Raw genomic sequence first — 19,161 nt, forward strand, 5'->3', positions numbered from 1 at the left:
GTATCAGTGGGATACCCGCAACGCAAGTGAACGAGGATGAAGCGTATAGCTTTACACCAAGCGCACAAGACATGGACGGTGATACGCTGAGCTTTAGCATCACGAACAAGCCAAGTTGGGCAAACTTCGATGCAGCGACAGGTCAGCTTAGTGGCACTCCAACAAATGATGATGTAGGCACGCAAGCAGGCATTGTGATCAGCGTCAGTGATGCGCAGTTAAGTGCTAGCTTAGTATCGTTTTCAATTACGGTTAATGACACAAATGAAGCGCCAGTTGCGCAAAGTATTTCGCTGAGTTTACTTGAAGATAACGCAATTTCGTTTTCACCAACGATAACAGATGCTGATGGGGATGTATTAACATTAGTTATTATGTCACAGCCGCAGTTTGGTACATTAAGTCAGCAAGGAACGTCGTTTACTTACACGCCAAACCTGAACTACTTTGGTGCTGATGGCTTTACGTATTTAGCAAGTGATGGCGCAGAACAATCTGCAGCCGCTACAGCGAGCTTAAATGTAACCTCGGTGAATGACCTTCCTGTGGCAAATCCTGATGTATTCTCGTTTGATGAAAACGAGCAGAACATTTACACGCTTGATGTGCTGGCAAACGACACGGACGCTGATGAGCAGCAATTAAATATAATAGGAGCAAATGCAAGCGTAGGGTCTGTCACTATTGAAAATGGATTGGTTGTTTATAATGCGCAAGCAAGTACGCAGGGTACTATTCAAATTAATTATTTGATTGAAGACCCTGATAAAGCGCGTAGTAAATCAACGGCTAAGTTAACAATAAATCAACTGGACATAGGTTTGCCAACTATTGAAACACCGGCCGATGTTAATGTTAATGCGAAGGGGTTATTTACTAAAGTGAACTTAGGGGTTCCGCTTGCATCTGACAGTCAAGGTAATCGAATCGGGGTATCATTGGTAAGCCCAAATATACTCTTTGCTCCAGGTAGCCATTTAGTGTATTGGAAAGCAGTTGATGGTAATGGACTTGAGGCAATCGCGACACAAAACATTAATATTAATCCACTGATTTCTTTGAGCAAAGATAGTCAAGTTGCTGAAGATCAGACACACATGTTTAGTGTATTCTTAAATGGTGAATCACCTGTATATCCAGTAACTATACCGTATACAGTTTTAGGAACTGCTGATAGTTCAGATCACAATTTAACATCAGGTGAATTAATCATTGAAAGTGGTGTTCAAGGGCGAGTTAACTTCACTGTATTTGCTGACTCAGAGCTTGAAGGCAATGAAACAATTACAATTTCACTGGCTGATACGCTGAACCTAGGCGCGAGATCAACAGCCACGATTACTATTGTTGAAGATAACGTAGCACCAACAATTACAACATCTGTTCATCAAGGTGGGCAAGGTAGATCGTTGGTGACTATCGGTGAGGAACTTGTCACCATTACAGGGCTTGTCGAGGATGTGAATCCAAACGATAACGTTAGCTTGAGTTGGCTATCTATTGATAATGAGCTTATCAATACCAGTACGAATGAGAGTGAATTTACTTTCTCAACACAGTCTCTTACTGCGGGTGTTTACAAAGTATCAGTAACGGCAGAAGATGATGGTGAACCTCGTTTATCAACAACCAAAGAAGTCTATGTTGAGGTTATTGAGGCTCTTGCAACATTAACAGAGCAAGACTCCGATGGAGATTTAATTCCAGACGATCAAGAAGGTTACAGCGATAGCGATAATGACGGTATTCCTGATTACCTTGATGCCATCAGTGAATGTAATGTTATGCAAGAGCAAGCCAAAGATAGTGATGAGTTCTTGGTTGAAGGTGAACCTGGCGTTTGCATCAGAAAAGGGATCACGGTCTCACAAAATGCAACCGGTGGTGTACAATTGCTCGATAGTGAATTGCCAGCAGATAATGATGCGGTAAATATTGGCGGGTTATTTGACTTTATCGCCTCAGGTTTACCTAATGCAGGCGATACTTACAGTATTGTGCTGCCACAAAGAAACCCAATTTCGCAAAACTCGGTTTATAGAAAGCTAAAAGAAGGCGAGTGGGTTGATTTTGTAACAACAGGCGAGAACCAAATACTCTCGGCGGCAGGCGAGCCAGGTTATTGTCCACCACCACGCAGTAATGAATGGACCACAGGGCTAATTGAAGGGTCATGGTGTGTACAACTACAAATTGTTGATGGCGGCCCAAATGATGATGATGGAAAAGCAAACCGCTCTATTGTTGACCCAGGTGGCGTAGCAGTTGTTCGCTCCACAAACCAATTACCGCAAGCTAATCCAGATGAGGTAACGATCGGTGCAGGTGAATCTATTACAATTGATGTATTAAAAAATGATACAGATTTGGATGGTGATTCACTGTCACTTACTGGTGTAACCGTTGATTTTGGCGAAGTGAGTATTGTTGAAAATCAGTTGCTTTATACTCCGCCTGCAGCGTTTGTTGGTGTTGCAACGATTGAGTACAGTATCAGTGATGGACAAGGTGGTACATCAAATAGCACCGCTAAAGTGAACCTTGTAACTAATAATGCACCAACTGCAGTGTTTGATACGGCATCAACAAACGATCAAGTATCAATAGAAATTGACGTACTTCGTAACGATACAGATATAGATGGCGATGAGTTATTTATTGTAAACGCAAAAGCCATGCAAGGAAGTACAGCAATTAATGTAAACGGTACATTGCAGTACACACCAAAAGTTGGCTTTGAAGGAGTGGATACAATTGATTACACTATTAAAGATAGTAAAGGAGCTAAATCAGCGGCGCAAGTTGAAGTCACTGTTAAAGCAGTTAAGTCAGTTGCCATTAGTAATAAATCATCAGGAGGCAGTATGGGAGGCTTAGGGTTATTATTGATTTCAGTGCTTGTTATTAGCCGTAGAAAGTCACTACTACCAGGTTTTGCAATTATTACCACAAGTTGTTTGTTGAGTACTAGTGCAATGGCTGATACATGGTCGATAGAGGGGACCTTAGGACAAGCTAAAGCAAAAAGTGCATTAGCTAAACCAGATAACGACGTAAATTTAATATCAGTGGATGATACAGATACAAGCTGGTCGCTGGGTGTTTATTATGATCTGACTAAAAATTGGCAGGTTGGTTTAAGATACATTGATTTAGGGCAAGGACGTGTTGAGCTAACGGCAGATACAACTAACCCCGATGGTGTTCACATCGACTATTCACGCTACGTACCAGTTCTTCCTAAAGGGATTGCTACTGAGATTGGCTATCGTTTTGAGCCAGTAGAGTCATTAAGTGCAACGTTATTTTTAGGTGCATACCGCCATCAGTATGAAATACAAAGCGGTATTACTGGAGGTGCGATGTTAGAGCATAAAGAGCATGACACTAAGCCGTACGCAGGTGCTGCATTAGGTTATTCGGTATATAAAAATACCGAGCTACTACTTAAATACACCTATTATAAAGTGACAAAAAATGATGTTGGTGAGTTATCTGCAGGTGTAAAAGTACGCTTTTAAGATTGACTAAACTATAATCAGCGCCGCCATTAGGCGGCGTTTGATTGTTTAATTGCACAAAAACTATCGTTAAGTTGCTTTGTTTCTATTGAAGAATACCCAGTTCGTGGTATGTTCCTGTGGATTTATAAATTATAGGAATACACTAATGCCTAAGGCGAGTGAAGTTAAAAAAGGTACTGCTATAGAGTTTAATAGCCGCGTGCTAGTTGTTAAAGATATTGTTAGATCTGTACCGCAAGGCCGTGCTGGCGGTAGTTTGTATCGTATGCGTTTATACGATGTAGTCACGGGCAGTAAAGTTGATGAAACATTCAAAGATAGCGATATGCTTAAATTGGCAGATTTAATTCGCCGTGAGTCAATGTTCTCTTACATCGATGGTGAAGAGTATGTATTCATGGATAACGAAGATTATACGCCATACAACTTGAATAAAGAGGCTATCAGCGAAGAAATTTTATTCGTGAACGAAGAAACGCAAGGTGTTCACGTTATAGTCATTGATGGCGCACCTGTGGGCTTAGATTTACCATCAAGTGTTGAATTAGTGGTTGAAGAGACTGACCCATCAATTAAAGGTGCATCTGCGAGCGCACGTTCAAAGCCAGCACGTCTATCAACGGGTTTGATCATTCAAGTGCCAGAGCATATTTCTACGGGTGACCGCATTCGTATTAATACCGCAGAACAAAAATTTATGGGCCGTGCTGAAAAGTAAATCAGACATACCAACGTTATTAAAGTGAGAGAGTCAAACCTCACCACTTTAATGAAATAGGTATAGCGTAGTAATTTAAAACCAGCTTTGGCTGGTTTTTTTTCGCCATCATTTTTAGGGCGTGTTGATCTTTCGTGATTAATTTTGCAGCAGACTGTGTGGTATTTAGGCAAGGCAGAGCCTATGTCGTGTGGTTGTTCCCCATAAATAGGCGATAACGTAGTATAAATGCCAAACATGCGCTGCCCAAAGGGTTCTTTCTAGGGGCGATTAACTCTTTGTTGCCTACACGGATGTAGGTAAGGGGCGTGAGCAGGACGCGGAAGCTTTGCTCGGTTTTTACTTAGCCCGCTAGGTTACAAACCTCGCGCCGCGATTAAATCGCCCCTAGATTGAACAAATTTCAATCCACAAAGGTCAACACGCCCTAGCATAACACTTTAAATTTATTTGAGCTTTGGTTAAACTGCCCGCCTGATTTTTGACCTGAATGGTGTTGTTGGTTTGCTTTATTTTTTAATCAGTATTGTGTTTGTTGTTATTATGTATTTAGAAGTGATTAAAAAAGGCATGCCAGTAAAGCGTTGGATAGTCCTTGCAGGGCTGTTAGGCCCTGTAGCGTGGTGTTTATTTAATTTACATTATCGACGTGCTCTTTTACGGTGTAACGGGAGGCAAGCGTGTATTTGGCTGCCTTAAGCTTGATGAACAAGGCTCAGTGCGGATTCACTTTGTTGCTTTTCTAAAAAAACAGTAAACTCAGCTTTAGAGAGCGGCTTAGAGTAATAGTAGCCTTGCATGGTTTCGCAGTTTAACTCTTTTAAAATAGTGATTTGGTCTGCTTGCTCAACGCCTTCAGCAACCACATGGAGATCAAGGTTATGAGCAATCGTTACAATTGAGTCAACCATGTTGCGGCCACGCTCTGTTTTCATGTCGTCTATAAATGCTTTGTCTACTTTTAATGTGTTTAACGGAAATTGTTTTAAATACGCCAGTGATGAATAACCAGTTCCAAAGTCATCCATAGCTAAATGAATTCCCCGTGCGCTAAGTGAGCGCATAATTGAAATGGCATCTTGCGGGTCATCCATTACCGTACCTTCAGTAATTTCGAGCTCTAAAAAGTATGAGGGGAGCTCATTCTTTTGCAATATAACGTCAATGCGGGTGGTTAAATCGGGTAAACTAAATTGCTTAGCTGAGAGGTTAACGGCAACACGACCGTTGAATAAACCAGCATCTAACCATTCTTTTACATCTCTGCATGACTTGTTTAATACTACTTCACCAATCTCAATTATTTGTCCTGTTTCTTCTGCTATTGGAATAAATACACCAGGACTAATTATCCCTTTTTTAGGGGTGATAAAGCGCACTAATGCTTCCATCCCAGTGAACTTTCCAGTACGAATGTTCATTTTTGGTTGATAATACACTTCAAAATGATCTTCTTTTAAACCAAAACGCATAAGGTTTTCGATTTGTAAGCGTTTAACTGCTTGACGATTCATCGTGTCATTAAAAAACAGGTAGCTATTGCCCTTCTTTTTTGCGTGATACATGGCTGTATCGGCATTTTTAAGCAGCAGTTCAGGGGTATTACCGTCTTCAGGAAATAATACAATACCAACACTTGAAGTGATCACGAGTTCATGACCAGCCATTTTAAATGGAGTGGCTATGGCTGCTAAAAATTGTTTTGCCATGCGGGTAATCGTGTGGATATCGTTTGTACCAGACATAACTAAAGCGAATTCATCGCCGCCTAAGCGATAAAAAACATCTTTTTCTCGTGTTAGTTTATTTAAGCGCATTGCTAATTTTGCTAATAAACTGTCGCCAAGTTGATGGCCTAATGAGTCATTAATTTTTTTAAAATCATCTAAATCAAACACAAGTAAAGCATGGTGCTCATTTTGTCTGGCTAACTTTTTTAAGTTAGTAAAAAATAAGTTTCGATTGGGCAGGCCGGTTGTCCGATCGCGGTTTGATAAGTTATGCAATTGTGATTCGGCTTTTTTACGCTCTGTAAGATCAGAGTAAACGATTACGTAATTACATATTTGATTTTGTTCGTTTTTTATTTCATCAATTGAAATTTCAATCGGTAATAATTTGCGCTCGCTATTGCGTAGTTTTACTTCTTGCTGCCAGTGATCTGTTTGTTTTACGGTATTTTTTATTTCATCTATATAGCTTTGTTCGTAGCCATGCAAAGTAAAAGGTTTGTTTAGGTAGTTATCGCGATTTCCCCCAAATTGACTTAAAAAGCTAGGGTTTAAATCAACTAAATTAAAATCTTTGTCATAAATTGCGAGCGCATCAGTAAGCGACTCAACACATTTTGCAAATAAGTTAAGACGTGCTTCTGTGGATTTCAGTTGGGTGATATCACGCACAGTACCAGTCATGCGCAATGGATTTAGGTTGCCATCTTTTTCGATGATCTTTCCTCTATCAAGCACCCAATGCCAACGGTCTAAGCTATCTTTTATACGGTAGCTGGCTTCAAAAAATGCACTTTGTTCAGCAAAGTGCTGCTTTAATAACAGAGCGACATTTGCAACATCATTTGGGTGAATAAGAGTTTTATTAGGAGGGAAATCACTGGTGGCGTTTTTATCCATCATGTATTTATCATTTATTCTCAACACTGAGCCAGATTTTATATTCCAATCCCACAAAGTGTCTCCACTGCCTTCTACAGTGCTTTTTAAACGATGTTCTGACAACCGCAGTTGCTTTCGGGAACGGCGCAGTCTATATATGGTAAATAGCAGGTACGGTAAAACCAGCGCAACAAAGGCGCTTGGTAAATAGACCATTAAGGTTTGTTGATCAAGAGATTGCTCAGCATAGCTTTGTGGGCTATAGCTGAGAATAAATATGATGAACAGTAATGTTTTAAGTATTATTTTTTTTATTATCATTATGCACTTCTTTATTTAGCACTTGATAATTTAAATGAAGCGCCATGAAGTGTCAAAGAGAATGAGAATAAACAGCCTCTTTTGTCTGTTTTTTCATTTTGGGTACACTCAATAGTTCATATCTTGGTCTATTATCATCAAATGTTGAACGAATATAGATGATCATTTGCGCTAAAGTCAGTTCTTTTAGGGCGTTGAGTAATTTTTTCTGCATATGGAAATGGTGATCTTGGTTTCCAATAGCAAGCCAAAGCCGTTGTGATCTAAGACGTAAGTTCTTATCTTTTTCCGCTATGTGAGTTGTTAGCCCGTGCTTTTGCTGCTGCCACTGCTGTTCATCTAATTGGCTCAATGTAGCTAAAAATTTAGCGATAAACTCATTGTGGCGCTCTAATAGTGTCAATGCTGAGTAATCGGGTGATTGTACATAAAAGGCCATACCAGCGCGGGTATTAAATGGTGCGTAACCTGCGCCAACTAAGTAGCCTAATTGTTGGTTTGTCCGTAGCTCGTTAAAGTAATCTTGATTAATAAGGTGGTTTAGAGCCATCATTTTTACTTTTTCAGCGACCTCATCAGTTTGGGCTTGGTAATAAATGACCATGGCATGATCATTACAGTTAAGCTCTAACTGAGTGCGTGTAATTTTATCTATCTCAAATAATGGGCGTGTTAAATCAGCAATCGTGGCTGACTTTGCCAAATGCTGCGCTACTTTCTTTTGAAATTCTATCGCGTCACTTTCTCGCCAGTTGCCATGTAAAAATGACTCCACATGCAGAGCGTTAAAAAACTCCTTTCTAAAGCAATTAAACTGATGAAAGCTGGTGTCTTTAAGTGCAGTTGCTAACTGCTCTGGTTCTGGGTTCCACGGCATAACTTTAGCGCCAAGCACACTGAATAATTCCCCTACAGGTTTATTTTGATTACTGTTTCGCCAATGACGCACCAATTGTTTTTTATATTCAGCAAAGCGCTTTGCACAAATACTGACATTAAATAATGCATTAAGTAATTCGTCGACTAATTCTAATTGACTTGATGATAATCCTGCGGTGTGCAGTGTTAATCCACCTTGATGGGACGTTAAGTGATAGCTAAGCCCTGCAAGCTCTGCGGGGTAAAATTGCTCAGCCACACTGTCCATAAATAAATCGGCAAAAAGACGCGTTAATGCCATGTGTTTTATATCTTTAACGGCAAAGTCAGAGTCCATAGCTAAATAGAAATGACCCTTCGCAACGCGAAATGTATTATCTTGCTTAAACCAAAAGTCAAATCCAGGTTCTTTTACTAATAGTCGAGGGTGCGGCTGTGGTTGATCTAGTTCGTGTAAAGTAACTTCTTTTGTTAAGTATGGGTTTGCAGTTGGCAGTAGCATTTCTGGTAATGGTGTATTTATTTCACATAAGGCTTCAAGCCAGCACGTTGAAATGCTCTCAACACGGTAAGGGGTGTGATACCACTTAGTTTTATGCTCTGGCTCTACATCTGGGTGGATCAACACCAAGCGCATATTATGCGGTGTTAGCCATTGCATCGCCATGTTGTGAGCACTTTCATTAAAGCCCACCATTAAATAATCACCCTGTACGTAATTGGGTTCATCATAATGTTGCATATTGATACTTAAATTACTGACCCAGTCGATTAAACGGGCTTTTTCTTGATTATCAAATGCAATTTGCAAGAGATTTTTTTTATCTTGATATAAACGAGGCAGCTTATCGACATTTTGATTGATTAAGCAAATATACTCAAATATCATTTCAACAATATCTTCATAGTATTCAATGCCTTCATCGGTTAGCGCCACGCTAATATTAAAGTCTTTAAAGTTACTGCCATTAATTCCGCCACCAGCAGAAAGTGCGTTTATCCAGCCTTGTTCTTTTAAGGTTGAATATAATGACCCTTGCCCTTCATACCCTAGTAAGTGAGCAATAAAACTCACTGTTTTATGGCGATAAAAATCATCAATATTAGGCATGGCAAAACTTACTATGAGCTTTTGCATATGTTTATGTGGTTCAATATGCAGCACTTTAGACAAATCTTGCGGGCGATAGAGTGGCGCTTCAATAACTGGCTTTTTAACTGCTTGGCCTTTTATAGCACCAAATAAAGACGTGACCCAATTTTGCATGGTCGCAATATTTGCGCTTGAACATACAACAAGGCTCATCCACTGGGCTTGATAATAGCGTTCAAAAAAACTTTTAAGTTCGTCGCTGATACATAATGTACGATCAGCTAAGGTTTGTTGATTACCAACTGAAAATTTGGAAAAAGGGTGAGCTGGATTAACGGTTTCTTTGTGGGCTTGATAAATGCGTCTGCCATCGTCTTTAATTTTTAGTTTGAATTCTGCATCAATTGCATTGCGCTCTTTTTCAGTTTCAGCAGGGCTTAGTAATGGCGAGATAAAAAAACGGCTAAATTGTTCAAGTGCGTGTTCGAACTCTTGATCGTTAATATCGAAAAAATAGCAAGTATGTTCAGTGCCTGTCCATGCATTGGTATTACCACCAGCTTGAGATACAAAATTACCAAAGCTTCCCGACTCTGGAAACTTATCTGTCCCTAAAAAAAGCATATGTTCTAAAAAGTGCGCCAGCCCTTGTCTATCAAGAGGATCATCAAAATGACCTGCGTTTACAGCCATCGAAGCGGCGGCTTTGGTTGAATCTTTATCTTGCACTAACAGTACTTTTAGACCATTGTCCAGTGTGAGGGAGTGGTATGTTCTGTTATCATTGCGGCTGATATTCAAATGATGCTCCTGAAACTTAGCGTTTACTTGTTAACAACAGATGATATCTTCAGGACAGCAATTATAGAGCTTGGTTATTTCTTCCTGAATATCATAAGCGATAGGTGGGACGTTGTTTTAATATAGCGGACAAACGGGCAAACTGGCTACTGTTTTATATTCTTTAATCGGTTGATTTTTTATGAAAACAATCCTAATAATGCGCCACGGCGAAGCAACACCGATGCAAGCTGACGATGCAAGTAGAAATTTGACTTTGATTGGTCAACAGCAAGCTGAAAAAATGGGTTTATGGTTGCACGCAACACATGAACCAACGGGCTTATTAGTGAGCCCTTATATACGTGCTCAGCAAACGGCGTTAGAGGTTAAAAAGCATAACCGCTTTTTATTTGAAGAAACCTGTGGTGATATTGTTCCTGAAGCAAATCCACAAGTGGCCGCCGATTATCTTGAAACACTCATTGCGATGCACCCTGAGTGTGATTCATGGCTAGTGGTTGCTCATATGCCAATTGTGAGTTATTTAGTCGATCAATTAAGCATTGGTAATATGCCAATTTTTAATACGGGGGCTGTTGCGGTGCTTAGTTATGATGAAAGTCGTCAAAAAAGCGAATATTTAAGCATTCATGCACCGAGTAACGTTGATGTTTAGCTTTTAAACCAACCCTTTGGGCGTTTCACAGACGCTTACTCTCTACGTTGTTACTTCTTAAAAGGGAGTGCCATTCTTGCAAAGTAACGCCTTGATATTAAGCCCCTGTGAAACGCTGAATTCTGCATCTTGAGCTGGTTTGGGGATACATACCTTGTTTTCAGTCCCAAATTTGCTAAATTAGTGCCAAATTAATTTAGCAGAGATCCCCATGACAATTGAACGTCTTCAAACTGGTGCGCGTATGAGCCGCATCGTAAAACACAACGGCACTGTCTATTTATGTGGCCAAGTGTGTGCTGATGCTGAAAAAAACATCACTGAACAAACGCAAACCATGCTTGATAAAGTAGAGTTACTTTTAAATGAAGCTGGTAGCTCAAAAGAGCATATGCTCAGCGCCACAATTTATGTAAAAAGTATGGAATACTTTGCTAATATGAATGCGGTTTGGGATGCATGGGTACCACAAGGGCATGCACCTGCACGTGCATGTGTTGAAGCTAAAATGGCGCGTGATGCCCTGTTAGTTGAGATTTCAGTTGTTGCCGCACTTAAGTAATCAGCATGCTATTGAACGGCTAATTTGTGCTTTTAATAAAGCAACAGGCCGTTCATTGCAAACACTGCCAGCGTGGTATTTTTGCGATAATGAAATTGATGCTAATGACTGCGCTAATTTAGTGCTACAAAATATTAAAACAGCCACCACAACATCACTTTATTGGTTTGAGCATAATAACGAAGCGTTACCTACCGCTGGTGATTTAAATATTTTCACCGATTGGCAAGGCAACCCCCTTGGTATTATCGAAACCACACATGTCGCCATAATACCTTATAATGAAATCACTGCACAGTACGCCGCTTTAGAAGGTGAGGGTGATAAAAGCCTCGCTTATTGGCAAAAAGTCCATTGGGCTTACTACCAGCGTGAACTTGCTGGCACTGATTTTTCACGCAGTGAAACAATGCCGTTAGTGTGTGAGCAATTTAAACGGGTGTTCGTTGTATAAAAGGACTGATAATGAAAGCCAACCCCGTAGTGCTTATAACAGGTGCCAGCAGAGGCATAGGCGCGGCGACTGCACTTTATTTTGCACGCCATGGCTATGATGTATGCATTAATTACAAAGCCAATCAGCAAAGCGCCGAAAAAGTAGCAGAGCAAGTACGCCGCGTGGGAAGGCGCGCAGAATTAGTGCAGGCTGATGTATCAAAAGAAGCAGACGTTGTTGCTATGTTTCAATCGCTGGATAAGCTGTTTGGTAAGCTCACAGTGCTTGTTAATAACGCGGGTATTTTAAAGCCACAAATGCGGTTACTTGATATGGATGCACAACGTATAAATGAGGTATTGACTACTAATGTAACTAGCGCCTTTTTATGTAGTCGTGAAGCTATTAAGCGCATGCCCAATGGCGGCAGCATTGTTAATGTTTCATCGGCTGCATCACGCACTGGCTCTCCAAACGAATACATTGATTATGCTGCATCAAAAGGGGCTATGGATACATTAACCGTTGGCTTAGCTAAAGAGGTTGCGGGACAAAAAATTAGAGTGAATTCAGTTAGACCTGGGCTTATTTACACCGATATGCACCGTGATGGCGGCGAAGTCAATCGCGTAGAACGTCTTAAGGATAAACTGCCGTTGGGTCGAGGTGGGCAACCAGAAGAAGTCGCTGCTGCAATTTATTTTTTAGCGTCTGATCAAGCGTCTTTTACAACAGGTAGTTTTATTGATGTCGCTGGCGGTTTATAAAAAGCTATAATAATACTGATAACCAAAAGCTAAAGCTAAATACACTTAATACCGTTGAAATAACGACGGTACTTGCCAGCGTAGCTTGATGCTGTTTTATTTGGCAAGCAATCAAATACGCATTTACACCCAAAGGTGATGCGCTTAATAATACCAGCACATTTAACAGTGCAGGCTGGAGTTGAAATATTGTTTTACCTATTAAAAATACTAAGCTGGGTAAAATGAATAGCTTTAGTATGGAGGCAATAATGGCGCCGCGCCAATTTTCAGCTACTTTGTAAAATGCTAAATTAGCCCCTAACACAAAAAGCGCACACGGGATTGCTGGCTGAGCTAAAAGCGTTAAACCTGTGTTTAAATTATCAAATAGTGATATGCCAGCTGCATTAACTGCTATGCCACTGCTGATACTTAAGACCACAGGATTGAGTAGCATGTTTTTAGCAAATTTTGACCAAGAAAAAGCGTGCTTACTCCCTTTGGCGCTTATTAAAAAAGTAAAGGTAAACAGCAGCGCACTATGAAAGGTAATGATCATAAAAATGATCCCCATCATTTGATCGCCCATGGCTGCAATAATAATGGGCAACCCGACTAACACGGTATTTGAGTAGCTACTGCCCAAAGCAAACACGCTATGGCGTTCATAATGAGATTGTTTAGATAAATAAAAGCGATCAATTACCAACGCGAGTAAGAAGATAAGTATGACGGGGATATAAAAGCTCAAAAAGCCATACAAGCTCACACTATTTTGTAAATCAGCTTTAGCCATGTTTAAAAATAAAAATGCTGGAACACTAATATAAAAAGTAAATTTACTTAAGCCTTCAACATGCCCTTGCGACAAAAATGTGCTGCGGCTACAAATAAACCCACATAAAACAAGAAAGATCAGTGGAAAGATAATCGAAAAAATATGCACTGACCAGTGGCCTTAATATGGGTTAATTAACGTCTAAACTCATCGCTTTGCGGTAAATTTATTAATATAAGTACTGCGCCTTTACCGCCATACTCAAGAGGTGCTTGGTGCATTGCTATCACATCAGGGTGCTGTACTAAATATTGTGGTACTTTGTGCCTAAGGATATGCCCACCAATGCCATGCACAACGCATGCACAATAATAATGTTTCTTTTTACACTCATGAAGCAGCCCCGCGAGTTCATCTTTGGCTACTTCTTTATTTAATCCGTGCAAGTCGAGTGTGAGATCAGGCACAAAGTCACCTCTGCGTAGCTGTTTAGCTAAAAAGCGATCTTGACCATCTTGAACATAATTAACTGTGCCATTAGTATCAATATCGGGCACATATTCATCAGAGAAGAAAAATTCTGACTGATGTTGCTTTTTTTGCTGGGCAAATTGCTTAGCTTGTGACACTTTAGGTTTATTGGTAAAGCGGTGAGTGTCTTGTTTAAAAACGCGCGCACCACTGATACTTTGACGAAACAAGTCAATGTCATCAGTGCTAATAGGGCTGTTTGAATGGGGATCTTTTTTCATAGCGGCAGTCTAAACAAAAAAACGCAAAAAATCGAGTTAAAAGGCGTTACAATAAGTAGGGCAATCATGAGGCCGATGATGGCCTCGGTTGGATTAATAATTTTGAAAGTAGCAGGCAGATAACACACATGAGCGAATTACTAATAGAAGAAGCAACCTTAGATGAAGCTGTGGCAGAACTTTCAACGTTACACGATTGGTTACGATGGACCACAAGTCAGTTTGCCAGCAGTGGTATCTTTTTTGGACACGGTACAGATAACGCCTGGGATGAAGCGGTCAGTTTATTATTACCAGCATTAAGCTTACCAATAGATGCACCAAAAGAGTTGATGCATGCGCGCTTAACTAGCACCGAAAAAAATCGCTTAGCGGGTCTGATTGCAGAACGCATTAACGACTGTACACCAGTACCTTATCTTACAAATATTGCATGGTTTGCGAATATGCAGTTTTATGTAGATGAGCGTGTATTGATCCCTCGTTCTCCATTTGCAGAGCTTATTAATAACCGCTTTACGCCATGGCTTGAAGAGCCAGAATCAGTCAACCGCATTTTAGACTTATGTACAGGGTCGGGTTGTATCGCTATTGCTTTGGCACAAGCTTTTGAGCAAGCACAAGTAGACGCGGTTGATATCTCTTATGAAGCCCTTGAAGTGGCTGATATCAACATCACAGATTACCAATTAAGTGATCGCGTATTACCGATTCAATCAGATGTATTTAGTGGCGTTCCAGGACAAAAATATGACCTGATCGTTGCAAATCCGCCATACGTTGATGCAGAAGACATGGCTGATTTACCTCGCGAATTTCACCATGAACCAGAGCTAGGCTTGGCATCTGGTCACGATGGTTTAGATGTAACGCGTACTATATTGAGCGATGCAGCAGAGCATCTAACTGATAACGGTTTGTTATTTGTCGAAGTAGGTAACTCTATGGTACATATGGATGCACTTTACCCAGGTGCGCCGTTTGAATGGGTTGAATTTGAACAAGGCGGTCTTGGCGTATTTGTGATCAGTAAAAAACAATTAGTAGCGTATTTTGCTGACTGATCACACTAAAATTAAAGCCGAGCCCTAGGCTCGGTTCTCAGTAGTCATTAGGAATGAGGAAAGCAATGGCAGGTAATAGCATTGGGCAGTTATTTAAAGTGTCCACCTTTGGCGAAAGCCACGGCGTTGCCTTAGGCGGTGTTGTGGATGGTACGCCCGCAGGCCTTGAAATCACAGAGGCCGATTTACAAATCGATTTAGATCGTCGTAAACCAGGACAAAGCCGTTATACAACGCAGCGCCGTGAAGACGATCAGATCAAAATTCTTTCAGGTGTATTTGAGGGTAAAACCACGGGCACTAGCATTGGTTTACTGATTGAAAACACCGATCAACGTTCAAAAGATTACGGAAAAATCAAAGACGTATTTCGCCCAGGTCATGGTGATTACACTTATTGGCATAAATACGGGCTACGTGATTACCGCGGCGGTGGTCGTTCATCGGCACGAGAAACCGCTATTCGCGTTGCAGCCGGTGCAATAGCTAAAAAATACCTAAAACAATTTCATGGTATTGAAGTACGTGCGTGTTTAAGTCAACTTGGGCCAATTAAAGCCGAAAATTACGATTGGGATGAAGTTGAAAATAACCTTTTCTTTTTCCCAGATGCAAGCAAGTTAGACGCACTTGATGAATATATGCGCGACCTTAAAAAGCAAGGTGATTCAGTGGGGGCAAAAGTCAAAGTGGTTGCTAAAAACGTACCGGTTGGCTTAGGCGAACCAGTATTTGACCGCCTAGACGCAGAGCTTGCGCATTCACTAATGAGCATTAACGCAGTCAAAGGCGTTGAAATAGGTGATGGTTTTGATGTGGTAGAGCAAAAAGGTTCGCAGCACCGCGATGAACTTACACCTGAAGGTTTTACATCAAACCATGCCGGTGGCGTACTTGCAGGTATATCTACAGGGCAAGATATCATTGCTTCAATTGCGCTTAAGCCAACATCGAGTATTACTATTCCCGGTAACAGTATTAACACCGAGAACGAAGCGGTTGAGATGATCACTAAAGGCCGCCATGATCCCTGTGTAGGCATTCGTGCAATCCCGATTGCTGAGGCGATGATGGCTATTACTTTAATGGATCATTTGCTACGCCAACGCGGTCAAAACCCACATGTAAACCACGAACATGGGCCAATTAAAGGCTCAGTTTAGGTATTTATAACACAATAAGTATTACTAACTAAAAGCGCGTTAAACGCGCTTTTTTGCTTTTTACAATTTAAATACAGCTTTCAGGATTAGTTCAACTTCACATTTGTATAATTTTTTTGGAGGTTATTACTATGCAAAATTCTACTTATATAAATACAGAGCAAGTTAAGCAAACTAAACAAAAAGCAACACTTGCAAGATTAGAGCGTTTTAGTCAGATAACCGATAGCAGCATCCGAATCCCCTTTACCAATTTTAAATTCGGGGTTGACGCATTAATTGGCCTTGTACCTTTTATTGGAGATGTAGCAGGCTTAATTCTATCGACCTATATATTATTTGAGGCTCAAAAATTAGGCGTAAGCTGGCATATTAAACTACGTATTCTATTCAATATGGCTATAGATTTTATAGGTGGGCTAGTGCCTGTGTTTGGGGATATTTTTGATGCATTTTTCAAGGCCAACACTCGTAATACGCGTTTGTTAAAAAATCATATAACTAAACAGTTAAAAGCAAAGGGGATTGAAAACTAAAATAAGCTTATTAGGATTAAAGTTTTGATGAGTTATTGCACAGTTGTAGGTATATTGAGTTTCATCTACAAACAGGATTTTAAAATGCAATTATTTATCGGTAATAAAAACTATTCTACCTGGTCGCTTAGAGCGTGGTATTTAATGAGTAAATTCAATATGGATTTTACTGAGGAGCAGTTGGTACTCGACACTCCTGAGTTTTATAAAACACTTAGTACTCGATTTGATGTGCAAAAAGTTCCCGCATTAATAGATGGTGGTTTGCACGTATGGGACTCTCTCGCAATTTGTGAATACATCAACGATGCTTATCTAGCTGGTTCAGCCTGGCCGAAAGATATAGCTCAGCGAGCCAAAGCGCGTAGTTTAAGCGCCGAAATGCATTCAGGGTTTATAGCGTTACGTAATGAAATGCCAATGAATATTCGTGCAACTCGTTTTGTTGAGCTATCTGATACTGCTAAAAATGATATAACACGTATAGATGAAATTTTTACGCAACAACAAGCCGATTACCCAAATGCTTGGCTATTCGGTGAATTTAGTATTGTTGATGCTATGTACGCGCCTATTGTACTGCGCTTAAAAACTTATCAAATTAATTTATCCGAAGCGGCAACTCGCTATACTGAGCAAGTGATAAATTGCCCAGTATTACAAAGCTGGATAAAACAAGCACTAACAGAAACAGATATTGTCGAATGTGATGAAGCTGGCGTTGATGTTTAACTTGTTTTGCTAACCTATATGGCTTTTTACTTTCCTTTGAAAAGCCAGTACAATTCGCCACGTTTTTAATTGCATTAGCAGTATTATATCAAGGTGAGTTATCGAGTTTTTATGCATCAAATCGCCGATTTAATTTCTATTTTTGATAGCACTTTTTATCAAAGCCATAATACGCGCTTAGTAAAAGGTGAGCATGAGCCTATTTATACGCCTGCTAACGAGCATACGTCATATCATCAAATCGTATTTGCCCATGGCTTTTACGCCAGTGCTCTGCATGAAATTGCGCATTGGTTAGTCGCGGGTGATAAACGCAGGCTTTTAGAAGACTATGGGTACTGGTATTGCCCAGACGGGCGAGATGCATCTCAACAAGCTGAATTTGAATCTGTTGAAGTTAAACCACAAGCAATAGAGTGGGCACTAAGCGCAGCGGCGGGGTTTGATTTTAATGTCTCTGTTGATAATTTAAATGGTGAGCAAACATGTCGTTTTGATTTTCAAGCACGTGTGCATCAGCAGTTAATCCAGTTTTTAGATGATGGTTTTAATCCGCGTACTAGTGCTCTTTTAAACGCATTAAGTAAATTTTATAACACGCCGTGGCCATTGAGTACGGCGCAGTTTTTATGGCAACATCCACAGGAGCTTTGTAATGGCGTTTAAATTAGGATTAATTGTTAATCCTGTTGCGGGTTTAGGTGGTAGTGTGGCGCTCAAAGGCAGTGATGGTGCTGACACTGCAGCCAAAGCGATTAAGCTTGGGGCGCAACCAAAAGCAAATTTACGAACTCAAGCTGCACTGGAAGTATTAACACCTTATCAGAACCAGCTTACTGTTTATACTGCCAATGGTGCAATGGGCGAGCATACAGCCAAAGAGCTTGGCTTTACCACTGAAGTTATTTATTACAGTGAACATGTTACTACCTCTGTGGACACAGAGCAGGCTGCAAAAGCATTATTAGAATTAGGTGTCGATCTTATTTTATTTGCTGGAGGCGATGGCACCGCCCGTAATATTTGTCATGCGGTTGAAGACAATGTCCCTGTGCTTGGTATTCCTGCAGGATGCAAAATTCATTCAGGTGTGTACGCTATTACGCCAAAAGCAGCAGGGCGTGTAGTTGAAATGCTGGTTAAAGGGGAACTTGTTACTCTTGGTGATGCCGATGTTATGGATATTGACGAAGATGCGTTTCGCCAAGGCACAGTAAAAGCAAAACGTTATGGTGAAATGCAAGTACCGAGTGAAGTGCGTTATGTGCAAGCTGTAAAAAATGGTGGCAAAGAAACCGATGAACTTGTATTGGCTGATATAGCCGCACATGTTGTGAGTGAAATGGAAGAAGACACGCTCTATATTATGGGCAGTGGCTCAACAGTTGAAGCGGTGATGCAAGAGATGGGCCTTGAAAACACGCTATTAGGTGTCGACTTGGTCGAAGATCAGCAGCTGATTGGGCGCGACCTTACTGCACAAAAGCTACTTGAATTAACAAAAAATCGAAAAACCAAGTTAGTGATCACGCTTATCGGTGGTCAAGGTCATATTTTTGGTCGCGGTAACCAACAATTAAGTCCAGCGCTTATTCGCGCGGTTGGTACACACAACATTATAGTGGTGGCAACAAAAACCAAACTACAGGCTTTAAATGGCCGTCCTCTCATTAGCGATACTGGCGATACTGAGTTGGATGATGAATTAAGCGGTTATATTCGTGTTACAAGCGGATTTAACGACCATATTATGTATGCAGTAGGCCACCAAGATTAATGGCTA

At 40.6% G+C, this 19,161-nt stretch carries 16 protein-coding genes; 12 read left to right on the top strand and 4 right to left on the bottom strand.

Annotation, left to right across the window (positions count from 1 at the left end; genetic code table 11):
* A partial coding sequence (locus tag A7967_RS14975; protein WP_157756416.1) for an Ig-like domain-containing protein occupies positions 1 to 3,521 on the top strand: 3,521 nt, incomplete at its 5' end.
* A gap of 148 nt (positions 3,522 to 3,669) precedes the next feature.
* Positions 3,670 to 4,242, top strand: coding sequence for an elongation factor P-like protein EfpL (gene efpL / locus A7967_RS14980; RefSeq protein WP_054206052.1), 573 nt, complete (start codon positions 3,670 to 3,672; stop codon positions 4,240 to 4,242).
* A 695-nt stretch (positions 4,243 to 4,937) separates the two neighbouring features.
* Here the strand turns inward: efpL and A7967_RS14990 are convergent.
* Together A7967_RS14990 and A7967_RS14995 are read right to left on the bottom strand one after the other, a co-directional pair.
* Positions 4,938 to 7,175 (bottom strand): EAL domain-containing protein, encoded by a 2,238-nt coding sequence (locus tag A7967_RS14990; protein ID WP_054206050.1) that lies wholly within the window; start codon positions 7,173 to 7,175, stop codon positions 4,938 to 4,940.
* Between the two features lie 52 nt (positions 7,176 to 7,227).
* On the bottom strand, positions 7,228 to 9,948 hold the full coding sequence (locus A7967_RS14995) for an insulinase family protein (RefSeq protein ID WP_054206049.1): 2,721 nt from the start codon (positions 9,946 to 9,948) through the stop codon (positions 7,228 to 7,230).
* Positions 9,949 to 10,129: 181 nt separating this feature from the next.
* Between A7967_RS14995 and sixA the strand changes: the two genes are divergently transcribed.
* The 4 genes from sixA to A7967_RS15015 all read left to right on the top strand — a co-directional run bounded on the left by sixA (position 10,130) and on the right by A7967_RS15015 (position 12,371).
* Complete coding sequence (sixA, locus tag A7967_RS15000; RefSeq protein ID WP_054206048.1) at positions 10,130 to 10,606, top strand: phosphohistidine phosphatase SixA; 477 nt, start codon at positions 10,130 to 10,132, stop codon at positions 10,604 to 10,606.
* A 211-nt stretch (positions 10,607 to 10,817) separates the two neighbouring features.
* Positions 10,818 to 11,168 (top strand): RidA family protein, encoded by a 351-nt coding sequence (locus A7967_RS15005; protein ID WP_054206047.1) that lies wholly within the window; start codon positions 10,818 to 10,820, stop codon positions 11,166 to 11,168.
* On the top strand, positions 11,152 to 11,622 hold the full coding sequence (locus tag A7967_RS15010) for an ASCH domain-containing protein (protein WP_064435831.1): 471 nt from the start codon (positions 11,152 to 11,154) through the stop codon (positions 11,620 to 11,622). The genes A7967_RS15005 and A7967_RS15010 overlap by 17 nt, the downstream gene beginning before the upstream one ends.
* 11 nt (positions 11,623 to 11,633) lie before the next feature.
* Positions 11,634 to 12,371, top strand: a complete 738-nt coding sequence (locus A7967_RS15015; RefSeq protein WP_054206045.1) for a glucose 1-dehydrogenase — start codon at positions 11,634 to 11,636, stop codon at positions 12,369 to 12,371.
* A 4-nt stretch (positions 12,372 to 12,375) separates the two neighbouring features.
* Here the strand turns inward: A7967_RS15015 and A7967_RS15020 are convergent, their stop codons facing one another.
* Positions 12,376 to 13,299, bottom strand: coding sequence for an AEC family transporter (locus tag A7967_RS15020; protein WP_054206044.1), 924 nt, complete (start codon positions 13,297 to 13,299; stop codon positions 12,376 to 12,378).
* Between the two features lie 26 nt (positions 13,300 to 13,325).
* A complete protein-coding gene (smrB, locus tag A7967_RS15025; protein WP_054206043.1) occupies positions 13,326 to 13,883 on the bottom strand; it encodes an endonuclease SmrB in 558 nt (185 codons plus the stop codon).
* Positions 13,884 to 14,011: 128 nt separating this feature from the next.
* Between smrB and prmB the strand changes: the two genes are divergently transcribed.
* From prmB to A7967_RS15055, 6 genes are all read left to right on the top strand, one after another.
* On the top strand, positions 14,012 to 14,947 hold the full coding sequence (prmB, locus tag A7967_RS15030) for a 50S ribosomal protein L3 N(5)-glutamine methyltransferase (protein WP_054206042.1): 936 nt from the start codon (positions 14,012 to 14,014) through the stop codon (positions 14,945 to 14,947).
* A gap of 65 nt (positions 14,948 to 15,012) precedes the next feature.
* Positions 15,013 to 16,110, top strand: coding sequence for a chorismate synthase (gene aroC, locus A7967_RS15035; protein WP_054206041.1), 1,098 nt, complete (start codon positions 15,013 to 15,015; stop codon positions 16,108 to 16,110).
* Between the two features lie 131 nt (positions 16,111 to 16,241).
* On the top strand, positions 16,242 to 16,646 hold the full coding sequence (locus tag A7967_RS15040; RefSeq protein WP_054206040.1) for a DUF4112 domain-containing protein: 405 nt from the start codon (positions 16,242 to 16,244) through the stop codon (positions 16,644 to 16,646).
* 84 nt (positions 16,647 to 16,730) lie between these two features.
* Positions 16,731 to 17,378 carry a glutathione S-transferase family protein gene (locus tag A7967_RS15045; RefSeq protein ID WP_054206039.1) on the top strand — a complete coding sequence of 216 codons (648 nt, stop codon included), beginning with the start codon at positions 16,731 to 16,733 and terminating at the stop codon, positions 17,376 to 17,378.
* Positions 17,379 to 17,489: 111 nt separating this feature from the next.
* Positions 17,490 to 18,044 carry an elongation factor P hydroxylase gene (locus tag A7967_RS15050; protein ID WP_054206038.1) on the top strand — a complete coding sequence of 185 codons (555 nt, stop codon included), beginning with the start codon at positions 17,490 to 17,492 and terminating at the stop codon, positions 18,042 to 18,044.
* Positions 18,034 to 19,155, top strand: a complete 1,122-nt coding sequence (locus A7967_RS15055; protein ID WP_054206037.1) for an ATP-NAD kinase family protein — start codon at positions 18,034 to 18,036, stop codon at positions 19,153 to 19,155. The genes A7967_RS15050 and A7967_RS15055 overlap by 11 nt, the downstream gene beginning before the upstream one ends.
* Positions 19,156 to 19,161 lie beyond the last annotated feature (6 nt).

Source organism: Pseudoalteromonas neustonica (genome assembly GCF_001653135.1).
In the GTDB taxonomy this organism is placed as follows: Bacteria; Pseudomonadota; Gammaproteobacteria; order Enterobacterales; family Alteromonadaceae; genus Pseudoalteromonas; species Pseudoalteromonas neustonica.